General features: G+C 73.1%; 16 protein-coding genes. 7 read left to right on the top strand and 9 right to left on the bottom strand.

The window, feature by feature from the left end; all coding sequences use genetic code 11:
- Positions 1-263: 263 nt before the first annotated feature.
- Together ACF088_RS22385 and ACF088_RS22380 are read right to left on the bottom strand one after the other, a co-directional pair.
- A complete protein-coding gene (locus ACF088_RS22385; RefSeq protein ID WP_392377533.1) occupies positions 264-1,130 on the bottom strand; it encodes a class I SAM-dependent methyltransferase in 867 nt (288 codons plus the stop codon).
- Between the two features lie 122 nt (positions 1,131-1,252).
- Complete coding sequence (locus ACF088_RS22380) at positions 1,253-1,834, bottom strand: TetR/AcrR family transcriptional regulator (protein WP_392377532.1); 582 nt, start codon at positions 1,832-1,834, stop codon at positions 1,253-1,255.
- 137 nt (positions 1,835-1,971) lie between these two features.
- On the opposite strand from ACF088_RS22380, the gene ACF088_RS22375 reads away from it, so the two are divergent.
- Complete coding sequence (locus ACF088_RS22375; protein ID WP_392377531.1) at positions 1,972-3,090, top strand: FAD-dependent oxidoreductase; 1,119 nt, start codon at positions 1,972-1,974, stop codon at positions 3,088-3,090.
- A 66-nt stretch (positions 3,091-3,156) separates the two neighbouring features.
- Here ACF088_RS22375 and ACF088_RS22370 read toward each other — a convergent pair whose 3' ends face one another.
- Positions 3,157-3,561, bottom strand: a complete 405-nt coding sequence (locus tag ACF088_RS22370; RefSeq protein WP_392377530.1) for a DUF5997 family protein — start codon at positions 3,559-3,561, stop codon at positions 3,157-3,159.
- Positions 3,562-3,619: 58 nt separating this feature from the next.
- On the opposite strand from ACF088_RS22370, the gene ACF088_RS22365 reads away from it, so the two are divergent.
- Positions 3,620-4,435 carry a LysR substrate-binding domain-containing protein gene (locus ACF088_RS22365; protein WP_392377529.1) on the top strand — a complete coding sequence of 272 codons (816 nt, stop codon included), beginning with the start codon at positions 3,620-3,622 and terminating at the stop codon, positions 4,433-4,435.
- 138 nt (positions 4,436-4,573) lie between these two features.
- Here the strand turns inward: ACF088_RS22365 and ACF088_RS22360 are convergent, their stop codons facing one another.
- The gene (locus ACF088_RS22360; RefSeq protein ID WP_392377528.1) at positions 4,574-4,765 is read right to left on the bottom strand and encodes a DUF1059 domain-containing protein; all 192 of its coding nucleotides are present in this window, start codon (positions 4,763-4,765) and stop codon (positions 4,574-4,576) included.
- A 153-nt stretch (positions 4,766-4,918) separates the two neighbouring features.
- On the opposite strand from ACF088_RS22360, the gene ACF088_RS22355 reads away from it, so the two are divergent.
- The 3 genes from ACF088_RS22355 to ACF088_RS22345 all read left to right on the top strand — a co-directional run bounded on the left by ACF088_RS22355 (position 4,919) and on the right by ACF088_RS22345 (position 7,499).
- The gene (locus ACF088_RS22355) at positions 4,919-6,007 is read left to right on the top strand and encodes a class I SAM-dependent methyltransferase (protein WP_392377527.1); all 1,089 of its coding nucleotides are present in this window, start codon (positions 4,919-4,921) and stop codon (positions 6,005-6,007) included.
- Positions 6,008-6,094: 87 nt separating this feature from the next.
- Complete coding sequence (locus ACF088_RS22350; RefSeq protein ID WP_392377526.1) at positions 6,095-6,850, top strand: response regulator transcription factor; 756 nt, start codon at positions 6,095-6,097, stop codon at positions 6,848-6,850.
- Positions 6,851-7,028: 178 nt separating this feature from the next.
- Positions 7,029-7,499 carry a YybH family protein gene (locus ACF088_RS22345; protein ID WP_392377525.1) on the top strand — a complete coding sequence of 157 codons (471 nt, stop codon included), beginning with the start codon at positions 7,029-7,031 and terminating at the stop codon, positions 7,497-7,499.
- 107 nt (positions 7,500-7,606) lie between these two features.
- Here ACF088_RS22345 and ACF088_RS22340 read toward each other — a convergent pair whose 3' ends face one another.
- Both ACF088_RS22340 and ACF088_RS22335 read right to left on the bottom strand, forming a co-directional pair.
- Positions 7,607-7,981, bottom strand: a complete 375-nt coding sequence (locus ACF088_RS22340) for a DUF4333 domain-containing protein (RefSeq protein ID WP_392377524.1) — start codon at positions 7,979-7,981, stop codon at positions 7,607-7,609.
- Positions 7,982-7,986: 5 nt separating this feature from the next.
- Positions 7,987-8,703, bottom strand: a complete 717-nt coding sequence (locus ACF088_RS22335) for a hypothetical protein (protein WP_392377523.1) — start codon at positions 8,701-8,703, stop codon at positions 7,987-7,989.
- Between the two features lie 217 nt (positions 8,704-8,920).
- Here ACF088_RS22335 and ACF088_RS22330 point away from each other — a divergent pair, with 217 nt between their 5' ends.
- Complete coding sequence (locus ACF088_RS22330; protein WP_392377522.1) at positions 8,921-9,394, top strand: MerR family transcriptional regulator; 474 nt, start codon at positions 8,921-8,923, stop codon at positions 9,392-9,394.
- On the opposite strand, the gene ACF088_RS22325 is transcribed toward ACF088_RS22330, so the two are convergent.
- The 3 genes from ACF088_RS22325 to ACF088_RS22315 form a co-directional block, all read right to left on the bottom strand.
- The gene (locus ACF088_RS22325; protein ID WP_392377521.1) at positions 9,348-9,920 is read right to left on the bottom strand and encodes a histidine phosphatase family protein; all 573 of its coding nucleotides are present in this window, start codon (positions 9,918-9,920) and stop codon (positions 9,348-9,350) included. The two genes, ACF088_RS22330 and ACF088_RS22325, sit on opposite strands and share 47 nt — an antisense overlap.
- A 43-nt stretch (positions 9,921-9,963) precedes the next feature.
- A complete protein-coding gene (locus ACF088_RS22320; RefSeq protein ID WP_392377520.1) occupies positions 9,964-10,416 on the bottom strand; it encodes a GNAT family N-acetyltransferase in 453 nt (150 codons plus the stop codon).
- 115 nt (positions 10,417-10,531) lie between these two features.
- Positions 10,532-12,037 carry a PLP-dependent aminotransferase family protein gene (locus ACF088_RS22315; protein WP_392377519.1) on the bottom strand — a complete coding sequence of 502 codons (1,506 nt, stop codon included), beginning with the start codon at positions 12,035-12,037 and terminating at the stop codon, positions 10,532-10,534.
- On the opposite strand from ACF088_RS22315, the gene ACF088_RS22310 reads away from it, so the two are divergent.
- Complete coding sequence (locus ACF088_RS22310; RefSeq protein WP_392377518.1) at positions 12,036-13,070, top strand: DMT family transporter; 1,035 nt, start codon at positions 12,036-12,038, stop codon at positions 13,068-13,070. The genes ACF088_RS22315 and ACF088_RS22310 overlap by 2 nt on opposite strands.
- Positions 13,071-13,214 lie beyond the last annotated feature (144 nt).

The following is a 13,214-nucleotide window of genomic DNA, read 5'->3' as shown; positions in this document are numbered from 1 at the left end:
CGGGCCGGGGCGGGGACTGGCCACCGGACCGAACTGATCGAGGCCTCGGCCGATTCGGACGCCTCGCCTTCACCGGGCCCCGGCGGCCACCCGCCCGCGTATCTCCTGGCGGGTGGCGGGCATGCGTCGGGCATGCGTCGGGCATGCCCTGATGCGGGCAGAGATAGCTCGGTTGCCGGATGACGCACCGTCCGGGCGGCGGAGCGTCTACCGGGCGGTGCGGTACCTATCGGGCGGTGGAGCGCCTACCGGGCGTGGAGCGTCTATCGGGCGGTGGAGCGCCCGGCGCGGATCACATGGCCGCTGAACGCATCGGCGTCGGCACCGGCGTCGGCACCGGCGCCGGGAGTGGGTTCGCCCAGGTATCGGGCGAGCAGTTCCGGCCCCGTGAGGTCGTCGATGTCGTCCAGCTTCATCGCGCGCAGCTCGTCGGCGATGCCGTCCGGGGTGAAGTGGCTCAGCCAGGGTTCGCCGAACTCCGCCACCCGCCGTGTGGAGGCCTCGTAGGCGGCGCGGAGCTCCGGCGCCATCGCCGAGGACGGTTCGGGGTAGTAGTCGAACACCACTTGTACGGGCGCGGTGTGGCCGGCCACGCAGCGCAGTGTGGTGAGGACGGCGTCCCGTGTCAGGTAGGGCGTGACCCCGAGCCAGATGAAGAACGCCGCTCGGGTGCGGTCCAGCCCGGCCGCGTCCAAGGCATCGGCGAGGGTGTCGCGTTCGAAGTCGATCGGGGCGAAGGCCAATGAGGGCGGGAGTGCGATCCCGGCCGCGGCCATCTGCTGCCGCTTCCACTCCTGGGTGTCCGGATGATCGGCCTCGAACACCGTCAGGCCGGCGTGGGGGTTGCGGTAGGCGAAGGTGTCCAGGCCGGCACCGAGGACCACGACCTGCCGGGTGCCGGCGGTCACGGCGGAGGCGAGCGAGTCCTCGGCGAAGCGGCTGCGCGCGGCGACGAACCGTATGTTGTGCCGGGCGATCGGGTCGTCGGGCGGTGGCAGCAACGCGTCGGGATCGAGGTGGAGGATCTTCGACGCCAGCGGGTCGGTGAAGAACCGCTGGGGATCGGCCTGGTGGCGCGCACGGGCGTGCGCTGCCATCATCGCGGTCCGGCTCGGCTGACCGGCTTCCATGTGTACCCCCAGAAACTTCCGACACAGGGACCTCGGGTATTTCGTGTGTGACGCCGGAAGTATTCCGCGTGTGACGCCGGTCCGTGCGGGATTCCCGATCTTCTCGCCCCGGAAAGAGCTGGTCAGCCCTCCGGGTGGCTCGCCGCCCAGCCGTGTTCGAGCAGGGCGAAGGCCTCTTCGGCGGCGCGGCGCGGGTCGGTGTGCCGCTGGATGAGCACGCGGGCCTCCAGTGCGAAACGGGCCAGGGCGGCGCAGGTGACGTCGCCTTCGGGGGCACCGCTCTCCTCGGTGATGGCCTGTGCCACGGCCGCTTCGTGGCGCATCCACATGCGGTGGGCGTAGTCCCGAAGCGTCGGAGTGTCCGCCACCATGCGCAGGAACGGGGCGCACCGCGGATCCTTGGCGAGGTCCTGTGTCAGCAGGAGGTGTTCGCGCAGCGCGTGCGGGATCGACTGTCCGGGGGCGCGTTCCCGCACGGCGGCGACGAGCGCCGCCTCGATGTCTTCCTCCTCGTCGAAAACCAGCGCTTCCTTGCCGGGGAAGTGCTTGAACAGGGTGGTCACCGACACGTCGGCGGCGTCGGCAACGTCCTTGACGGAGACCTGGTCGTAGCCGCGGTCGAGGAAGAGCTCCAGGGCGGCGTCGGCCAGCGACTTGCGGGTTTGGGCCTTCTTGCGCTCACGGCGCCCGGTCGGTTCGGTCACCGTCGCAGCGTATCCCGAAGGGCACCATAAAGCGTATCCACTGAGAAAGTTAACTGATTGCACTTATTTAGTGGGTGTGCTTTCTTGGTGCTGCCGGACCTCCCGGCGGATCAGCCACTTCCGAGGGGACCAACCCCATGAACTCCACTCGTGACCCCCGCGTCGCCGTCGTCGGCGCCGGCCTGGGCGGCCTTGCCTGCGCCCGGGTCCTGCAGCGCCACGGCCGCACCGTCACCGTTTTCGAACGGGAGGCCTCGACCGGAGCCCGCCCGCAGGGCGGCTCTCTCGATATGCACGCCGGCACCGGCCAGGCCGCCCTGCGCGCGGCGGGGCTGCTCGACCGCTTCCACGCCCTCTCCCGTCCCGAAGGCCAGGAGTGGCGCCTGCTCGACCCCGTCACCGCCGCCGTCCTGCCTGCTCAGGGCCCACCGGACGACCACGGCGAGGAGGACAGGCCGGAGATCGACCGCGGTCAGCTGCGCGGTCTGCTCCTGGAGTCCCTCACCGCGGGCAGCGTGCGATGGGACCGTGCCGTCAGCGGGGTCACCCCGCTCGGGGACGGCACCGGCCGCCTGCTCTTCGGTGACGGCACCACCGAGGACTTCGACCTGGTGATCGGCGCCGACGGCGCCTGGTCACGGGTGCGCCCGGCCCTGTCGGACGCCGTACCCGGCTACACCGGTGTCACCCTCGTCGAGGCCGGCTTCGACGACTGCGACACCCGTCATCCCGGCCTTGCGCGGATGGTCGGCGCCGGCACCATGGTGGCCGAGGCCGACAGCAAGGTCCTGTTCGCCCAGCGCAACAGCAACGGCCACATCCGCACCTACATAGGATTCCGCGGACCGGAAGACTGGCAGGTGACCGCGGGCGTGGAGCCGGGTGACACGGCCGCCGTGCGGGCGCACCTGCTGACGATGTTCGAGGGCTGGGACGAGCGCCTGCTCGCTCTCCTGCGGGACAACGACGGCGACTTCGTCCACCGGCCCGTCTTCGCGCTGCCCGTCCCGCACACCTGGGAGCACGTCCCCGGCGTCACCCTGCTGGGCGACGCCGCGCACCTGATGCCGCCGCTCGGGCTGGGTGCCAATCTCGCCATGCTGGACGGCACCGAACTGGCCCACGCCCTCGTCGCCGAACCCGGCGTCGACGATGCCGTCCGTGCGTACGAGAGCGTCATGCTGCCGCGCTCGGCCGAGGCCGCCAAGGACTGTGCGGAGGGGCTCGCGCACCTCCTTCCCCCGACGGACGCCTGAGCACGCCCCACTGCCGCTACGGGACCGGGGCGGCCCGGCGAGAAAGGAGCGGGGGCAGGAGCGGGATCAGGAACGCGGCCGGCCGGGCTGCTCGCCTCGGGCCGCGTTCTTCTCCTTGATACGGGCCGCTTCCTTGCGGACCCCGGCCTGGGTGGCGCGCTCCTGCTGCAGCCACTCGGGGCTGTCCTCCTTCAACGCGTCGATCTGCTCCGTGGTGAGGGGCTCGGTGACACCGCCCCGCGCGAGGCCGGAGATGGAGATGCCCAGCTTCGCCGCGACCACCGGCCGGGGGTGCGGGCCGTTGCGCCGCAGATCCTGCAGCCACTGGGGCGGATCGGCCTGCAGGGCGTTCAACTCGGTGCGCGAGACGACACCCTCCTGGAACTCGGCGGGGGTGGCCTCGAGGTACACACCCAGCTTCTTCGCCGCGGTCGCGGGCTTCATCGTCTGGGTGGTCTGGTGCGACGTCATGGTGTCAAGGGTATCGATCGTGTGCGCTACCTCCGACCACGACCGGTAACCTGTCCAAGTGACTGGCTCGGAAGTACCCCCTTCGTTCCGTCTCGCGTATGTCCCGGGGGTGACGCCCGCGAAGTGGGTGCGGATCTGGAACGAGCGGCTTCCCGACGTTCCCCTGACCCTCGTCGCGGTGTCCGCCACCGAGGCGTTCGACGTCTTGCGGGACGGCAGCGCCGACGCGGGTTTTGTGCGGCTGCCGGTGGACGGGGCGGACCTCAGCGCGATCCCCCTCTACACCGAGACGACCGTCGTCGTGATCCCGAAGGACCACCTCGTGACGGCTGCCGACGAGGTGTCCGCCGAGGACCTGGCCGACGAGATCGTGCTGCATCCCCTCGACGACACCCTCGACTGGGAGCACCGGCCGGGGCGGCCCGCGAACGAGCGCCCCGCCACGACCGCGGACGCCGTGGAGCTGGTGGCGGCAGGGGTGGGGGTCCTCGTCGTCCCGCAGTCGCTCGCCCGCCTGCACCACCGCAGGGACCTCACCTACCGGCCGGTGTCGGACGCCCCGGTGTCACGGGTCGCGCTGTCGTGGCCGCAGGACGAGACCACCGACCTGGTGGAGGACTTCATCGGGATCGTCCGCGGGCGGACGGTCAACAGCTCACGCGGACGCCGCCCGGACCCGGCCCCGGCCTCGGCCCCGGCGCAATCGAAGGGGAAGCGCCCCGATACGGGCGGTGCGGGGCGGAAGCCCGCGGCCGGGAAGACCGCCGGGAAATCTGCCGGGAAAACGGCCGGGAAGCCGGTCGGCAAGAGTCCACGGAGCGGTTTTGGCGGTGCGAGGGGCGCCAAGCGCGGCAAGCCCCGCCGCCGGTCGTAGCCCGGGCCGGCCGCGGTCCACGCGCGGCCGCATCCGGACAGCCACCTCCGGACGGCGCATCCGGACACCACCACATCGCCGCCCCGTAACCCCGTAACCCCTTAACCCCGTAACAGGGACGGCGTCCACTGCCGCGCCTCAGGCGTGCTGCGGAACCTCGTCCTTCATGGCCGCCTTGATCTGTTCCCGCAGCTCCGGGCCGTCCTTGTGTCCGTGGACGGATACCGCGTGCTCACCGGCGGCGCGGAGCACCTCTTCCTCCTCGCCGGCGATGACGAGGGTGCAGTTCATCTCGCTGGGCTGATCCCGGCAGTCGATCTTCTTGCGCATGGTGCACCTCCTCATCCCCTCCTCATCCCCTCCTCATCCCCTCCTCTCCCCCAGTGTCGGCCGGGGCCACCACCCGCTGTATACGGCGAATCCCGTATGGCGCGCGGGGCGGCCGGCCTGCTGCAGTGAGCTGAGGACGAGGAGGTGAGAGCCATGACGGCCTCCGCCGATGTCACCCCCGGCGCCACGGTGGACGAAGACCGGGTGCAGCAGTTCCTGGAGAGAGTGATCGCCGACAGCGGCGCCGCGGTCGCCGGCCTGTGCACCTCGCTCGGCGACCGGCTCGGCCTGTACCGCGCGATGGCGGGCGCCGGCCCCCTCACCTCCGCACAACTCGCCGCCCGCACGGGGCTGGTCGAGCGCTATGTACGCGAATGGCTGACCGCCCAGGTCGCCGGCGAGTACGTCAGCTACGCGCCCGATACCGATACCTACCTGCTGCCCGACGAGCACGCCGCCGTCCTGGCGGACCCGGATCTGCCGACGTACGCGGCGGGGTTCTCCACCGTGCTGCAGGCCGTCTACGCCACCGAGGACATCCTCATGGAGGCCTTCCGCACCGGCGAGGGCGTCGGCTGGGAGGAACACGGAACGGCGCTGTTCGCCGGCACCGCGAAGTTCTTCCGCCCCGGTTACTCGGCCGCGCTGGTACCGGAGTGGCTGACCGCGCTGGACGGTGTGGTGGAGAAGCTGGAGCGCGGCGCGCGGGTCGCGGACGTCGGATGCGGCTACGGCTACTCCACGACGCTCATGGCACAGGCATTCCCCCGGTCGCGCTTCGAGGGCTTCGACTTCCACCGTCCGTCCATCGAAGCGGCCCGCGGCATCGCGGCCGAGCGGGGACTGGACGACCGGGTCAGCTTCCAGGTCGCCACCGCCCAGGACTTCCCGGGCGAGGACTTCGACCTGATCACGTTCTTCGACTGCCTGCACGACACCGGTGACCCGGGCGCCGCGCTGCACCACGCCGAGCAGGCCCTGGCCGACGGCGGCACCTGCATGGTCGTCGAGCCGAACGCCTCGGCGAACGCCCAGGAGAACGCCAACCCCGTCGGCCGGGCGCTGACCGCAAGCTCGGTTGCCATCTGTCTGCCGTCCGCGCTCGCCCAGCACGGCCCGCAGGCACTGGGCAACCACGCGGGTGAGGAGGTGATGCGGCAGCTCGCCGACGAAGCCGGACTCCATCACTGGCGACTCGCCGCACAGAGCCTCGTCAACCGCGTCTATGCCGTCGGGCGCTGATGCGCCTGACGCGCCCGGCCGGTCTTCCCCCGGCCGGCCGGGTGGCCCTCGTTTGACGGGCCTGTGCCCCGTCGGCACGCTGGAGGTATGAGCGCGGCCGCGGAGGCCGGCCTGCGGCGCATTCTCGCCGTCGTGGACCTCCTGATCGATGCCGTCGACGAGGAGACCCTTGTCCCGGCGCTGCTGCCGCTGCTGCTCGGTGCCATTCCCGGCGACAGCATCATCTGGTCCCCCCGCGCCGGCTGCGCCGACCGGCCGCTCACCCTGCCCGCCGGCCTGTTGACCCAGGACATACGGGAGGCGTTCGCCCGCGAGTCGGCGGCCGACTCGCTCGTCACCCACACCACGCTCGGCCCCGGCACCCCGATGCGTCGCTCCACGCTGCAGACCCGCAGCGCCTTCCATGCCCTCGCCGCCTATGCCGACGTCTACCGGCCGCTGGACGCCGAGCAGCAGCTCGCGATGTCGTTTCCGGCGGGCTACGCGGCCGGTGTTCCGCGGAAGGTGTGTGTGGCGATCAGCCGCAGCGGCAGCGACTTCTCCGACGACGATGTGGCGGCCGCTGCCCTGCTGCGCACCCGGCTCAGCCGCGTCCTCAACCGGCTGGCACCGCCCACGCCCACGCCTGCGCCGTCCCCCGTCACCCGCCGCGAGTCCGCCGTACTCACCCTGCTCGCCCGCGGTCTGACGAACCAGCAGATCGCCCGCCGGCTGGCGATCAGCCCGCGCACGGTCGACAAGCATCTGGAACACGCCTACGCAAAGCTGCAGGTGGGCGGCCGGGTCGAGGCGGCGAACGCCTGGCTGACCCGGGAGCCGAGGGCGCTGCGACTCGCGCCGTAGGGTCCTCGCGAGGGGCCTGTGAGGTCGGTGAGGAACAGCTTCGACTGCACCGGGTCGGGCGGGTCACCTCCCACCGATGCTCGCGCGAGGCCCGCCGATGAGTTTGTGCGGGTGGCGGCGTCTACCCGTTGTACAGATATTCCGGGCGCTGCGGCGCCGTCCGACGGGAGGGCCTCTCATGACCACCGACACCGCCCGTAGCACCGACATCGCACGTAGAGCGGACGAGGCGCAGATCCGGGAGCTGCTGGAGGACCGGGCGGCCGCGACGACGAAGCGGGACGCGCGGCGGTTCCTCGCCGTCTGCGCGCCGGACCTGGTGGACTTCAGTCTCGCTCCTCCGCTGCAGTTCACGGGGCCACAGGCGCTGGACCAACAGGCCGTCGAGGCCTGGTACGCGACCTGGGAGGGACCGATCGAGGTGTCGCTGACCCAGGTCGAGATCACGGTCGGCGACGATGTCGCCTTCGGCCACAGCATCAACCGGATGCACGGGACGAAGACGGACGGCTCCGAGGTGGAGCTGTGGAGCCGGGCGACCGTCGGCCTCCGCAAGATCGACGGCACCTGGAAGATCACGCATACGCATAGCTCGGTGCCGTTCCTGATGGACGGGTCGGGGCGCGCTGCCCTGGACCTCAAGCCGTAGGAAACGGGGCATCCCTGCCCGCTCCGGCGTCCGCCCCCGGCCAGTGCACGAGGCGCCGCTCGGCGCGGCCGGCACGGCCGCCGCGGCCCAGCGTGGCAGGGCGCGGCTCAGCGTGGCAGGGCGTGGCGCCGGTAGGTGACCTTGTTGTGGCGGACCTGGGTGACCTCGACGGTCAGGTGGCGGTCCAGGCCGAGGGGGAAGTGGGCCGTACAGCGCACCACCTCGTACGGCACGGGCCGGAGGTCGCCGGAGCAGTGCACCGCATCGGGCCCGTTGCGGAAGGGCAGGGTGAGCTGGCCGCTGAGCGTTCTGGCGATCTCGGTGCGGAGCACGGTGTGGGTACCGTCGTCGACCTCGCTGGTGGCGTCGCGGGCGCGGAGGTGGACGGCGGCGAGCGTGCACACGCCCGCGAGGGTGAGAGCCGTGATGAGGGCGGTGACGAGGCCGATGACCGGGCCGCGCCGTGGTGGATCTGCGCTCACCGCCGTCAGCTCCCGGTGCCGCGGGGGTGCCGTCGGCGGGCGAGGGCTCCCCAGCCGGCCGCGGCCAGCAACAGCAATCCGCCCGCGGTCGTGGCCGCCCGGCCGGTGCCGCTCGCGCCGCCGAGGCCGGTGTCCGCGCCGCCCTGGGGCACGACCTCGTCGGCACCGCCGGAGACGCTCATGGTGCCGGTGAGGGTCTTCCGGCCGTCGCCGGACTGCGTCCCGTACTCCTCGCCGCGTCCGCCGCCGCGGCCTTCGCCGTCCTCCCCGCCGCGCACCGCGCCGTCCTCCTCGTCGCCCGCCCGGCCGGTGTCCAGGGCGCTCTGCCGCGCTCGGGAGGTGCCGCCGCAGGTGAGGGTGACCCGGTAGGAGCCGGGCGCGGTGCCCTCCGGCAGGATCGCGGTGCCGCCGAGCCGCCCGCTCCGGTCGGAGAGTTCCAGCGCGGGGATGTTCGCATCGTCGAAGGTGGCCTCCGCGGTGTCGCCGGAGCACTGCCCGCCGTCGGAGACGGAGAAGGCGGCGCCCGGTGCCACCGGGTCGGGCTGTACGACCACCGCATTCGCGGTGTCCGGCGTGGTGGCGGCCTCGGCGGCGGCTCCGGTCACCGTCCCGGTGGCGGCCTCGGTGGCGGCATCGGCACCGCCGTCGTCGCCGAAGAGCATGACGGACACCGCCAGGGCGCCGGCCGCCAGTGCGTACAGAGGAATCTGACGTATGGGCATAACCCGAGAGAAGCGTCCGGCCCGACGGTGCGCACCTCGATGGTGTGCCCCGGCGGGGCCAACTTCCGCGGGAGACGCCGGTCCGCCGCCTCTTCCCGCAGGTCACAAGGGTGCGTACGCCCCGGACGGCGGAACGCGCCGGATGGGCTTTCCGGGTGGTGCCCGAGGGCGGCCCCGGCACTTGAACTCACCCCGCGTGAGGATGCATCGTTGGCCCGTGAACGCCGCCACCTGGAAGGTCGGGGCCCTCGCCGAGGCGAGCGGACTGACCGTACGCACCTTGCATCACTGGGACACCATCGGGCTGCTGTGCCCCTCGCAGCGCACGACGGGCGGACACCGGGAGTACACGGAGGACGATGTCGTACGGCTCTATCAGGTGCTCGCGCTGCGGAACCTGGGGCTCGGGCTGGAGTCCATCGGCGTCTGCCTGGACCGCGGGGTCGATCCGGCCCGGGTGGTGCGGGACCACCTGGCCGGGGTGGAGGCGTCGATCGCGGCGCTGGAGACGCTGCGGCACACCCTGCGCCATCTCGACGGCGAACTGGCCGCCGCACGGACACCGACGGTCACGGCCCTGTTCGACGCCCTGCGGGCGACCGGTGCCGGCGCGGCGGGAGCCGGCCGGGCGCTCCGCCGCCGTCTCACGCCTCCAGCTGGAGGTCCCACTTCTTGCCGGACCGGCCGGTGAGGGTGGTCACCGAGAGCGGCTGGACGTCTATCCGCCAGTACGTGTGCGGCGGTGCCTGGAGCGCATAGACCAGGGCGGCGCGGACGACACCGGGTTCGGCGACCGCGAGCAGTCCGTCGGCGTCCTCGACCGGCCGGGTGTCCAGCCAGCCGCCGATGCGTGTGATGAAGGCCAGCAGGGACTCCCCGCCGTGCGGTGCCACGCGCGGATCGGCCAGCCAGGCCTCCACCGCGCGCGGTTCGTCGGCGGCCACCTCGCCCAGCGTGCGGCCGTGCCAGCGCCCCATGTCACAGTCGCGCAGCGCCGGTTGCGCGAGCGGGCGCAGGCCGAGGGCCTCGCCGGTGTCCCGGCAGCGGGCGGACGGCGAGCAGTAGCGCAGTTCGGCGGCGGCGAGCCGGCACAGGACGGGCGCGGCCCGCTCGGCCTCGCGCCATCCCACGGCGTCGAGCGGGCGGTCGTCGCCGAACCGCGCTCCGAGCAGCGAGGAGCTGCGGCCCACGGCGAGCAGCTTGAGTCGGACGCTCATCCGCCGATGGTAAGAGCAGTAACGCCGCGACGGCCCTTGTTGATCAAATCTCGACAGGACCCGGGTCGATCAGCCCGAGGGTCATCCACTGCTCCGGGGACACCAGGGGGCGGAAGCCGACCTTTTCGTACACGCCGTGGGCATCCTTGGTGGCCAGCGTCAGACGGCTCGGCCCGCAGGGCGCCAGCCGGTCGGCGATGGCCTCGACCAGGGCGGTGCCCAGGCCCTTGCCGCGGTCGTCGCGGCAGATGTAGACATCGCAGAGCCAGGCGAAGGTGGCGTGGTCGGTGACCACCCGGGCGTAGCCGGCCTGACGGCCGGAACCGGCCTCGTACAGACCGAAGTTGAGCGAGCCCGCGACGGCGCGGTCGTGCAGCTCCCGGGACCGGCCCACGGCCCAGTAGGCGTCGGCGGACAGCCAGTGGTGGACCAGGTCGGCGTCCAGGCGCGCCGGGTCCGTGGAGATCTCGTAGCCGTCGAGGGCGTGATCGTTCATGCCGGGAGGTTCGCAGAAGGGCGGGGCGGCGTCGAGCCGCTACCGGCGCGGAGGGTGCCGGCGGCCCACCATCTTCACGAGGGGGGAGCCGGCGCCCCTCCCCCGCCGGGCTCCTTCAGCCCACCGGGGCCCCCAGCTCCTCGCAGGCCGTACGAAGCCTGCGGACGCCTTCCGTGATCTCGGCGGTGCCGGACGCGGCCGCAAAACTCAGTCGCAGATGCGCGGCCGGCGGCTCGGCGGCGAAGTAGGGCCGGCCGGCCGCGACCGCGACGCCCGCCCGCAGCGCCGCACCGGTCAGCGCCGCCTCGTCGGTGCCGTCCGGCAGCCGCAGCCAGAGGTGGTAGCCGCCCGGCGGGACGTAGAGACCGCCCGGCGCGGGGTCGTGGCCGTACGCCGCCCCGTGCCCCCCGCCCGGCCCGGCGAGGGCCGGCAGGTACTGGTGCAGGGCTGCGGTCAGGGCATTCCGGCGGTCGGTCAACTCGCGGGAGATCAGCCGGAGATGGCGGGGCCAGGCGGGCGAGCCGACGAGTTCCAGGGCGGTTTCCTGGAGCGGGCCCGGCACGAAGAAGCTGTCGACGACCTGGATGGCGCGCAGCCGGTCGAGGACCGGGCCGTGGGCGGCCAGGGCGCCCACCCGCAGGTTGGGCGAGGTGGCCTTGGTGAGCGAGCGGACATGGACGACCGTGCCGTCCCGGTCGTCCGCCATCAGGGTCGGCGGCAGCGCGGGGGCGTCGCCGTGGACCAGCAGCCGTGCGAAGTCGTCCTCGATCACGAAGGCACCGGCCGCGCGGGCCACCCGCAGCACCTCGCGCCGCCGATCGTCGGCCAGCACCGCGCCGGTCGGGTTCTGGAACAGCGGCTGGCAGACGAACAGCCGCGCGCCGCTGGCCCGGAAGGCATCCGCGAGCAGCTCCGTACGGACCCCGTCCGCATCCATCGGTACGGGCACCGGCCGCAGTCCGGAGGCACGGGCGGCGGCCAGCATGCCCGGGTAGGTCGGGGACTCGACGAGCACCGGGGCGCCGGGCGCGGCGAGGGCGCGCAGGGCGGCGTTCAGCGCGCTCTGGCCGCCCGCGGTGATCAGGACGTCGCTGGCGGCGAGCGGGCCACCGGGGCCGGCGATCTCCCGTGCGAACCAGGCCCGCAGCTCCGCCCCACCGCCGATCGTGGGCCGCCCCCAGGCGCCCGGCCGCCGTCCGGCGCGTGCCAGCGCGGCGGCGAGGGCGCGTTCCGGCTGCAGATCGGGGTGCAGATAGCCGCCGACGAGTTCGATGACGCCGGGGGCCGGGGTGGCGAGCGTGGCGAGCACACCCGAGGCGTCGACACTGCGCGGCACCTGGTCGCCGGCCGGCTCGGCGCTCAGCGCGATCTCCTGCCAGGAGGTGTCGATCGGCCGGGGCGCTTCGCTGCGCGGCTCGGCCCGGAAGGCCCCCGCGCCCGGCCGGGTCACGACCAGGCCCTCCGCCGCCAGCTCGGCGAGCGCCCGGGAGACGGTCACCGGACTGACGCGATGCCGCTCCACGAGGGCACGACTTGAGGGCAGCTTCTCTCCTGGAGAGTAGCGGTTCAGCTCCATCCGGAGGGTCGCGGCCAGTTCGGCACCGCTGCTACGCTCTTGCATGAGAGACAACGATAGCGCTACTGCCACGGCGGCGATAGCGGTCAGCGCCCCGGGCGCCCCGGCCGCCACCGTCCCGGAGAGCCAGGAGGCCCCGGGGCTCCCGGGGCTCCCGGGGCTCCCGGGGCTCCCGGGGCTCCCGGAGCCCCCCGAGGCCGCCGCCTCCGCCCGCAGCGCCCTCGTCAGCCGGGGCGCCCTGCTCGCCGCACTCGGCGTCGCCGCCTTCTCGCTCACCTTCCCCGCGACCGCCTGGGGCCTGGAGGGCATGGGGCCGTGGACGGTGGTGATGCTGCGCAGCGTGCTGGCCACCGCGCTGGCCGGCGGCGCGCTGGCCGTGTTCCGGGTACGCCCTCCGGAGCGGCGTCACTGGTCGGGCATCGCGGTCGTCGCGGGCGGTGTGGTCCTCGGTTTCCCGCTGCTGACCACGCTCGCGCTGCAGACCTCCACCACCTCTCACGCAGCCGTGGTCGTCGGCCTGCTGCCGCTGACCACCGCCGCCTGCTCGGCCGTCCGGACCGGCGCCCGGCCCTCCCGGACGTTCTGGGTCGCCTCGCTGGTCGGCGCCGTCGTGGTCATCGGCTTTGCGGTGCAGCAGAGCGGCGGGGCGCCGGGCCGCGGGGATCTGCTGCTGTTCGCGGCGCTGCTGGTGTGCGCGGCCGGCTACACCGAAGGCGGCCGGCTCGCCCGCCATATGCCGGGCTGGCAGGTGATCGGCTGGGCGCTGGTGCTGGCGCTTCCGGTCACGGCGACGGGCGCGGCGGTGGCACTGTCCGCGGAACCGCTGCGGCTGACGGTCCACTCGGTCGGCGGACTGCTGTGGCTGGCGTTCGGCTCGCAGTTCCTCGGGATGGTCGCCTGGTACCGCGGGATGGCCGCGATCGGCATCTCCAAGGCGAGCCAGCTGCAGCTCGCCCAGCCGCTGCTGACCCTGCTGTGGTCCGTGCTGCTGCTGGGCGAGCACCTGCCGCCGGCTGCCCCCGCGGCGGCGCTGGCGGTCCTGGCGTGCATCGCGGTCACCCAGCGGACCCGCGGATGACCGCGAGGCTCAGCAGGGACCCCGGAAAGGGATGAACCCGCACTTTCCGGGGTGCGACCGCGGCCCGCGGACGTAAACTTGCCGCGACGGCAGGTACCGCCGTCCGGGTCGCGCCAGGCCCGTAAACCGTGGAAAACATTGGCC

Origin of the sequence: Streptomyces sp. NPDC015125 (genome assembly GCF_043080045.1) — a bacterium.
Taxonomy (GTDB): Bacteria; Actinomycetota; Actinomycetes; order Streptomycetales; family Streptomycetaceae; genus Streptomyces.
This window is presented reverse-complemented; position numbering and strand designations above follow the sequence as displayed.

Coding starts and splice junctions, on each gene's coding strand:
- ACF088_RS22385 (WP_392377533.1), bottom strand. CDS start 1,130: ATGGAAGCCGGTCAGCCGAGCCGGACCGCGATGATGGCAGCGCACGCC.
- ACF088_RS22375 (WP_392377531.1), top strand. CDS start 1,972: ATGAACTCCACTCGTGACCCCCGCGTCGCCGTCGTCGGCGCCGGCCTG.
- ACF088_RS22370 (WP_392377530.1), bottom strand. CDS start 3,561: ATGACGTCGCACCAGACCACCCAGACGATGAAGCCCGCGACCGCGGCG.
- ACF088_RS22360 (WP_392377528.1), bottom strand. CDS start 4,765: ATGCGCAAGAAGATCGACTGCCGGGATCAGCCCAGCGAGATGAACTGC.
- ACF088_RS22355 (WP_392377527.1), top strand. CDS start 4,919: ATGACGGCCTCCGCCGATGTCACCCCCGGCGCCACGGTGGACGAAGAC.
- ACF088_RS22350 (WP_392377526.1), top strand. CDS start 6,095: ATGAGCGCGGCCGCGGAGGCCGGCCTGCGGCGCATTCTCGCCGTCGTG.
- ACF088_RS22345 (WP_392377525.1), top strand. CDS start 7,029: ATGACCACCGACACCGCCCGTAGCACCGACATCGCACGTAGAGCGGAC.
- ACF088_RS22335 (WP_392377523.1), bottom strand. CDS start 8,703: ATGCCCATACGTCAGATTCCTCTGTACGCACTGGCGGCCGGCGCCCTG.
- ACF088_RS22325 (WP_392377521.1), bottom strand. CDS start 9,920: ATGAGCGTCCGACTCAAGCTGCTCGCCGTGGGCCGCAGCTCCTCGCTG.
- ACF088_RS22320 (WP_392377520.1), bottom strand. CDS start 10,416: ATGAACGATCACGCCCTCGACGGCTACGAGATCTCCACGGACCCGGCG.
- ACF088_RS22310 (WP_392377518.1), top strand. CDS start 12,036: ATGAGAGACAACGATAGCGCTACTGCCACGGCGGCGATAGCGGTCAGC.
- ACF088_RS22315 (WP_392377519.1), bottom strand. CDS start 12,037: ATGCAAGAGCGTAGCAGCGGTGCCGAACTGGCCGCGACCCTCCGGATG.